The sequence below is a fragment of the Mesorhizobium sanjuanii genome (genome assembly GCF_002529485.1).
GTDB lineage: Bacteria > Pseudomonadota > Alphaproteobacteria > Rhizobiales > Rhizobiaceae > Mesorhizobium > Mesorhizobium sanjuanii.
The window spans coordinates 1-7687 of record NZ_NWQG01000072.1; the positions used below are offsets into that span (position 1 = coordinate 1).

10 protein-coding genes are annotated in these 7687 nt (G+C 61.4%); 5 read left to right on the forward strand and 5 right to left on the reverse strand.

From position 1 onward, the window contains the following. From CN311_RS13075 to CN311_RS13090, 4 genes are all read right to left on the reverse strand, one after another. A partial coding sequence (locus tag CN311_RS13075; protein WP_208866485.1) for a peptidoglycan-binding protein occupies positions 1-467 on the reverse strand: 467 nt, incomplete at its 3' end. A gap of 353 nt (positions 468-820) precedes the next feature. Then, the gene (ldtR, locus tag CN311_RS13080; RefSeq protein ID WP_008875359.1) at positions 821-1336 is read right to left on the reverse strand and encodes a transcriptional regulator LdtR; all 516 of its coding nucleotides are present in this window, start codon (positions 1334-1336) and stop codon (positions 821-823) included. Between the two features lie 287 nt (positions 1337-1623). Next, positions 1624-2046: a DUF6163 family protein gene (locus CN311_RS13085; RefSeq protein ID WP_097574134.1), complete on the reverse strand. Its 423-nt coding sequence runs from the start codon at positions 2044-2046 to the stop codon at positions 1624-1626. Continuing rightward, positions 2043-3086 (reverse strand): enoyl-CoA hydratase/isomerase family protein, encoded by a 1044-nt coding sequence (locus tag CN311_RS13090; protein WP_097574135.1) that lies wholly within the window; start codon positions 3084-3086, stop codon positions 2043-2045. The genes CN311_RS13085 and CN311_RS13090 overlap by 4 nt, the downstream gene beginning before the upstream one ends. 151 nt (positions 3087-3237) lie before the next feature. On the opposite strand from CN311_RS13090, the gene CN311_RS13095 reads away from it, so the two are divergent. The 5 genes from CN311_RS13095 (at position 3238) to CN311_RS13115 (ending at position 6767) form a co-directional block, all read left to right on the forward strand. Then, positions 3238-4062, forward strand: coding sequence for a DUF2066 domain-containing protein (locus CN311_RS13095; protein ID WP_097574136.1), 825 nt, complete (start codon positions 3238-3240; stop codon positions 4060-4062). A gap of 126 nt (positions 4063-4188) precedes the next feature. Further along, positions 4189-5220 (forward strand): porphobilinogen synthase, encoded by a 1032-nt coding sequence (gene hemB / locus CN311_RS13100; protein WP_097574137.1) that lies wholly within the window; start codon positions 4189-4191, stop codon positions 5218-5220. A 40-nt stretch (positions 5221-5260) separates the two neighbouring features. Then, a complete protein-coding gene (locus CN311_RS13105) occupies positions 5261-5557 on the forward strand; it encodes a nucleotidyltransferase family protein (protein ID WP_097574138.1) in 297 nt (98 codons plus the stop codon). Beyond that, the gene (locus tag CN311_RS13110) at positions 5557-5916 is read left to right on the forward strand and encodes a HepT-like ribonuclease domain-containing protein (protein WP_097574139.1); all 360 of its coding nucleotides are present in this window, start codon (positions 5557-5559) and stop codon (positions 5914-5916) included. Before CN311_RS13105 ends, CN311_RS13110 begins: the two co-directional genes overlap by 1 nt. 203 nt (positions 5917-6119) lie before the next feature. After that, positions 6120-6767 (forward strand): dihydrofolate reductase family protein, encoded by a 648-nt coding sequence (locus CN311_RS13115; protein WP_097574140.1) that lies wholly within the window; start codon positions 6120-6122, stop codon positions 6765-6767. A gap of 88 nt (positions 6768-6855) precedes the next feature. On the opposite strand, the gene ppk2 is transcribed toward CN311_RS13115, so the two are convergent. Continuing rightward, positions 6856-7687: polyphosphate kinase 2 (gene ppk2, locus CN311_RS13120; RefSeq protein WP_097574141.1), on the reverse strand; the 832-nt coding region annotated here is incomplete at its 5' end.

The window sequence follows — 7687 nt, forward strand, 5'->3', positions numbered from 1 at the left end:
TAAGTGTACTGACCCAACGTTCCATCGGACGGCAGGCCATGGCGCGCCTGGAAGCGCTTGACCGCCGCGTCGACATAGGAATCGAAGGCCGTCGAAATGCCGGCGCTCTGCGCCAGGTCGCCCGAAACCATCAGGCGCTTGCGCAGCGGCACCACGTCCGGATCATCAACGCCGAGCTGCAATTTCTTGGTATCGGGAACCGGCTCCCAGCCGCCCTGGGCGACGATGTTCTGGTACTGCGCCACCGCCTGCTCGGTAAACGCAACGGTCTGCAGGCTGAAGATCGGCAGCGTCGAGGCCACCTTGCCACCCTGGGTGGGGCGGGCGTCGAACTGGTCGTCCCAGTTGCCGCGACCCGCGGATTTCAGGATATCCCCGATCACGTCCTGCGCGCTGGCGCTGCCGGCAACAACCGTGGCTGCAAGCGCTGAGGCTCCGGAAAGGAAGAAACGGCGGCTGGTTCTCATGGACGTTCCAGACATTCCTGTAGCAATCTTGTCACTGCTGCGTTGGTCATTGGGCGATCTCGCCCGCACACTAAAATTGGCATTGTTAACAATTAGCCAACCAGCGCCCCCATCACTTCGATGTGAAACAGGCAAAGGTGCGACGCGAGGTCGAGGTGAATTCATGGCTCTCGCCTCACCCGCATTCTCGCTTTCACCGGGAATATGGCGGCAACGTGGCCTTATCAGCGATTTGGATCGGCTGGCCATTACGAAATGCCAGGACCGGTGCTTTTCGGTACCGGTCCTTGATTGGCTGCTCCCTGGGCCGCGCTTCCGTGGCGCGGCCTCCGTAGCTCGATGCGGCGGATGAATTACATCCGGTAGGCGATCGTGTCGTTCCAGAAGCGATCCAGCCGCTGCAGGGCGCGGTTCATCTGCTTGAACTCGTCGGTGTTGATGCCGCCGACCTGTTCGATCGAACCGACATGGCGCTCATAGAGACCGGCGACGACTTCCGCCACCTCGTTGCCCTTCGGCGTCAGCGAGACGCGGACCGAACGGCGATCGATGCGCGAGCGCTGGTGGTTGATGAAGCCGAGATCGACCAGCTTCTTCAGATTGTAGGAGACGTTCGAGCCGAGATAGTAGCCGCGCGAGCGGAGTTCGCCGGCGGTCAGTTCGGAGTTACCGATGTTGAACAGGAGCAGCGCCTGGATGGCATTGATGTCGGAACGGCCGTTGCGGTCGAATTCGTCCTTGATGACGTCAAGCAGACGGCGGTGCAGACGCTCCACCAGCTGCAGCGATTCCATGTAAAGCGAACGGATTGCCTCGCGGCGATCGTCGGATACGTTGGCGGTCTTCGCCGCCGGACGCGAATTGATCATTGTCTTTGCCTCTCGTTTGTCGCCCTGGTGATTTTTTGTTTTTCACCTTGATCGCGACACTATCGAATACTCATAAAATTCGACTTAAACGCCAAGGCTAACAAGAGCTTACCGGTAAGAGGTTTCGAAAGAGGCTTAACGAACGGTCACCCGAGCAAGGATAATTAACCTAAAGATTTCACCACCGATTCCGGGCCGAAATCAGAGCGGACGGGGCATCCCGCTCTATCTGCATGTCTAACCGCATTTGTGCGACGCCAAGTGAGTCCGCTTGGCTGCAAAATACTCTAGCGCCGGGCCTGGCGCTTCTGCAGCCAGATCACCACGCGAAAGACGATGTAGAGCAGCGCCACCGCCGCATGCGAGGCGACGATCAGTAGCCGGTGGCCGAAGAGCTCGGGAAAGCCGGCATACATAATTGTCTCGGTCACCGCGCAGATGAACCATATCACCGGCCCCCAGGAGGCCAGCATCCAGAGGCCCGCGGCGGCGAACGGGAAGAACACGGCGAGCATCACCGCCGCCACCTGCCAGTGCACCGGCATCAGGTCGAAGCGCCACAGCGGGCCCTGGTAGAAGCCGATCAGCCGGATCCAGTACAATATACCGAACAGGAGGCAATAGCCGGCGATGACGCGCTGGAACCAGGCGAAGATGACCTCCACCGTGGTCGGTTGGAGCACGACGCGTCTCGAGGTGACTTCGCTCACAGCTCGAGCTCCCGTTCGCCGAGCGGGGCGAAATAGGCGTCGATATCGGCCGCGCTGACCGCATCGAGGCTTGCCGGCCGCCAGAGCGGCGTCGAGCCCTTGTCGATGATGGCGGCGCGAATGCCCTCGTAGAAATCATGGCCCGACAGCATGCGGTTGAGGATGCGGAACTCCATCTTCATGCATTCGTCCATGGACAGCGTCAGCCCGGCGCTGATCTGGCGCCAGGCGACATGCAGACTGGTCGGCGAGCGGGTGCGGAGCGTCGCCAGCGTCTTTGCCGCGAAATCGTCGGCTGCGGCCGCTCGTTCCAGGCTGCCGACAATATCGGCCAGCGACGGCTGCGCGAAATGGCGGGCGATCACCTCCAGCACCGACCTGTCCGTCTCGCGCTTTGCCGGAACAAAAAAGCCGCGCAGCACCGATTCCGGGTCGCCGGTCGCGGCCAGACGGTCGAGAAAGCCGGCCTGATCCTGCGCCTTGATCGTGTGCGTCGCCAGGCCCGACCAGAGTGCGTCGCCGTGGCGGATGCGGTTTCCCGTGAGCGCCAGATACATGCCGAAGCTGCCGCCGAGGCCCGGCAGGAGGTGGCTGGCGCCGACATCCGGGAAAAAGCCGATGCCGACTTCAGGCATGGCGAACTGGGCGTTCTCGGTCATGACCCGCTGCGAGCCGTGGAACGAGATGCCGACGCCGCCACCCATGACGATGCCGTCGATCAGCGCGAGATACGGTTTCCTGAACCGTGCGATACGGGCGTTGAGCCGGTATTCGTCGGCGAAGAATTCGACCGGCGGCTTTCCCTCGCGGCCGGCTTCGTAGATATGGAGGATGTCGCCGCCCGCGGAAAACGCCCTGCCCTCTGCCTTGACGACGACAACATCGACCTCGTCATCCCGCTCCCAAGCGCGCAGGGCCCTGTCGAGTGCCTTGACCATGCGATGCGTGACGGCATTGAGCGCCTGCGGCCGCGTCAGCGTGACGACGCCAGCCCGACCCACATGTTCGAAGCGAATTTCGTCGCCTCCGTCAAAATCCATCGCCAGAGAATCCCTCCCCGCGCCTGCGGGACTGAAGTGCTAAAGCTGGCGCATGGGTGCGTCAATGGCAACGGCCGCAATCCTGCTGCCTTGGCCACCGCCGGCACCTGATGCTAGGGGTTAGCCGCTTTTTCAAACCGAACGTTGAACCATGCCTGGATTTTCGCGCTTCGTGCTCATGGTGATCGGTCTGACAGCCGTTGCTTCGACGGCCCGTTCTGCGTTGGCCGGTGACGACCTCTATCGCGCGCAGACCATCGTTACCGGCCAAGGCGAGGAAAATCGCCAGGTCGGCTTCAAGGCCTGCCTGGATTCGGTTCTGGTCAGGGTCTCCGGTGATCAGCGCCTGCCGAAAAAACCCGAGATGGCTGCGCTACGCGACAGGGCCGGCAGTTTCGTAGCCGAATTCCGCTACCGCGACCGGATGGAGGGCATTCCGATCCATGACGAGCAAGGTACCCACGACCGGCCACACGATCTCACCTGCCTCTACAGGCCGGAGGCGATCGACCCGGTGCTGGCGTCGCTCGGCAGCAAGCCGTGGCTTGCCGAGCGGCCGCACCTCGCGATCTTTCTTGCGACGGAGCAAGGCGCAAGGCACTTCGCGCTGGCCGCCGATGATAGGCCCGGCGCGCTGATGCGCGAATCCTTCGTGAACGCCGCCGATCCGCTGGCCATACGGATTGCATTTCCCCAGACGTCGCTGCTCTCCGGATCCGGGTTGGACGCTACGACACTGCGCGACGCCGATATGGCGACGCTGGACAAGGCCGCCAGACAGGCCGGCGCCGACCAGGCGCTGGCCGGCAGCATTGTCTGGAGCGACAAGGAACTTGGCTGGATCGCCGACTGGCGGCTGGAGACCAGCGGCAAGACCTATAGCTGGCAAGTGCGCGGCGTCAGCTTCGATGAGGCATTCCGTGTCGGCATGCGGGGTGCGGCGCAGGTACTATCGGGCAACGGCCCGCCGGACTAGCTTTTGCCGACATTCAGGGTGATGTCGGCCTGCATCGATATGCACTGCGCTGAGCCTGGCACAAACGTGTCGCATTGGTCAGCGGCACGGCCTCGTGGTAAAAGCTGGCCGATCCGGAGTTAAGCGATGAACAAATTCACCCCCGCAAAGGCAGCCGGCGCGCGCAGCGTCGACGAAATCACCGGCAGCCGCCGTCTGCGACGCATGCGCAAGGCCGACTGGTCGCGCCGCCTCGTCCAGGAGAACCGACTCACGGTCGACGATCTGATCTGGCCGATCTTCGTCGTCGACGGCAGACAAGTGCGCGAGCCGATCGCAGCCATGCCCGGCGTCTTCCGCCTGTCGCTCGACCTCGCCGTGAAGGAAGCCGAACGCGCCGCAAGGCTCGGCATTCCAGCGATCGCCACCTTCCCCAATGTCGAACTTCGCCTGCGCGACCAGACCGGCTCGCACATCCTCGACCCGGAAAACATCATCAACCGCGCCACCCGCGCCATCAAGGATGCGGTGCCGGAGATCGGCATCATCACCGATGCGGCGCTCGATCCGTTCACCTCGCATGGCCATGACGGGATTTTGCGCGACGGCATCATCGTCAATGACGAGACGGTGGAACAGGTGACGGCAGCAGCCGTCATCCAGGCGGCGGCGGGCGCCGACATCATCGCGCCTTCCGACATGATGGACGGCCGCATCGGCGCTATTCGCGACGCACTCGATGCCAATGGGTTTGCCGACGTGGCGATCATGTCCTACGCGACGAAGTTCGCCTCCGCCTTCTACGGCCCATACCGCGAGGCGGTCGGCACCGCCGGCCTGCTCAAGGGCGACAAGAAGACCTACTACATCGACCACGCCAATTCCGACGAGGCGGTGCGCGAGGCCGAGCAGGACCTAGCCGAGGGCGCCGACATGCTGATGGTCAAGCCCGGCCTGCCCTATCTCGACATCATCCGGCGGCTGAAGGACGAGTTCCGGGTACCGACCTTCGCCTATCAGGTGTCGGGCGAATATTCGATGATCAAGGCCGCCGGCGCCAATGGCTGGATCGATGGCGAAAAGGCGATGCTGGAATCGCTGCTCGCCTTCAAGCGCGCCGGTTGCGACGGCATCCTCACCTATTTCGCGCCGGAAGTGGCGGCGATGCTGAGGGGGTAGTGCCGTTTGGAATTTTCATGAAATCCGCTAGAATGAAGCGATGAGCAGAACCGAGGTCATCAAACAGTTGCAGAGAAACGCAAATGCCATAAGGGGCATGGGCGCTACTTCACTTTACCTATTCGGTTCGCTGGCGCGAGGCGATGCAAATCCGGACAGCGATCTCGATCTCTTCATCGACTACGACCCATCCCGACGCTTTTCCCTGATCGATCTGGTTGGCATCAAACAATTTCTGGAAGAGAAGATGTCGACGGAAATCGACATCACCACACGCGATAGCCTCAATCCGATGTTGAAGGCCGATATCGAACGATCAGCCGTGCGCATATTCTAATGGCAGGGCGTCGGCTCGAGCCGATCCTCGTTGAGATCATAGCGGCGTTGGATGGCATCAGTGCTGCCGCCGCAGGAAAGACTCTGGAAGATTTCCGTGGCGACTGGCTGCTTCGCCATGGCATCGAACGTGGCATCGAGATCATCTCCGAAGCCACCCGGCACATCCCGGACGAATTGACCGCTCTTGCACCGGAAATTCCCTGGAAACAGGTTCGCGGAATAGGCAATGTTTTGCGTCACGAATATCACAAGACTTCCGATGCCATCGTCTGGGCCGTCGTGACGGACAACTTGCCGCCGCTACGTGTTGCCGTTGAACGTATTCTCGAAGCATCTGTTCAGGAACGCGGCAAATGACGCGCTCCTCTCCGTGCGCCGGTTGAGAACAGGATCCTTGCAAATTTCACCCCTGACGTGGCGTCTGACCGAAGGACCAACGATTGCGATCGTTGGTACGGTCGCCCACTGCCCAATGGCGCTCGAAAAATACCGCTTGCAATTCGCAATCAGCTTGCCATAACGAAACTGATTGCAATTTACAACTGGTTTAGGAGGCTCTTATGTCCAAGCTGCGTGTCAATGCTTTCACCCTGTCGCTCGACGGCTTCGGCGCCGGGCCTGACCAGGACGTCACCAATCCGCTCGGTGTCGGCGGGGGAGACCTGCACAAATGGATGATCGGCACCCGCACCTTCCGCAAGATGGTGCTCGGCGCAGATGGCGGAACGACGGACACGGACGAGGCGTTCGCGGCGCGCAGCTTCGAGAATGTCGGCGCCTGGATCCTGGGCCGCAACATGTTTGGGCCGATCCGCGGCGAATGGCCTGACGATAGCTGGAAAGGCTGGTGGGGCGACAACCCGCCCTATCATGTGCCGGTCTTCGTACTGACCCACCACAAGCGCGATCCCATCGTCATGGATGGCGGAACGACTTTCTATTTCGTCACCGACGGCATTCATTCGGCGCTTGAACAAGCGAAAGTGGCGGCTGGCGGCAAGGACGTACGGGTCGGCGGTGGCGTCGCCACGATCCGGCAATATCTCAGGGAAAAGCTCATCGACGAGATGCATCTGGCGATATCGCCGATAATGCTCGGCTCGGGAGAGAACCTTTTTGCCGGCATCGACATACCCAGGCTTGGCTACCGATGCAGCGAGCAGGTAGCGACGGCGCTGGCGACGCATGTGATTATCGAGCGGGCGTAAACAGTTACAATGCAGCGTCGAAGGGTTTGCGAAAGCCGTGATGAGGTGCAATCTCGCCCCACAAGGGGGAGATTGGCAGCTCTGGCCGTCAATACTTCTCCGGCACGTAGAGCTCGCGCGGCAGCACCTGGCGTTCGTATTCGGGATTGAAGACACGCTCCGGCAGCGTGATCTCCTCATGCGGGACATCCTCATAGGGCATCTGCTTGAGAAGATGGTCGATGCAGTTCAGCCGTGCCCGCTTCTTGTCGTTGCCTTCGACGATGAACCAGGGGGCTTCCGGGATGTTGGTGCGGGCGAAAGTCTCTTCCTTGGCCTTGGTGTACTGTTCCCAGCGCACGCGCGACTGAAGGTCCATCGGCGACAGCTTCCATTGCTTCATCGGATCGTGGATGCGCATCAGGAAGCGCATCTGCTGCTCCTCGTCAGTGATGGAGAACCAGTATTTGACCAGCGTCACCCCGGAACGGACGAGCATGCGTTCGAAATCCGGCACATCGCGGAAGAATTCCTCGACCTGATCCGGCTGGGCGAAGCCCATCACCCGCTCGACGCCGGAGCGATTGTACCAGGAGCGGTCGAACAACACGATCTCGCCGCCGGCCGGCAGATGCGGAACGTAGCGCTGGAAATACCACTGCGACTTCTCGCGCTCGGTCGGCGCCGGCAGCGCGACGACGCGGCAGATGCGCGGATTGAGCCGCTGGGTGATGCGCTTGATGACGCCGCCCTTGCCGGCCGAGTCGCGGCCCTCGAAGATCACCACCAGCTTCTTCTTGTGGTAGGCCACCCAGGACTGCAATTTGATCAGTTCGGACTGCAGCGCGATCAGGTCGCGAAAATATTGCATGCGATCGATCGATGGCGGATGCGAATTCTTGTAGATTTTTGCGATTTCCAGCGACAGCGCCGGCTCCGAC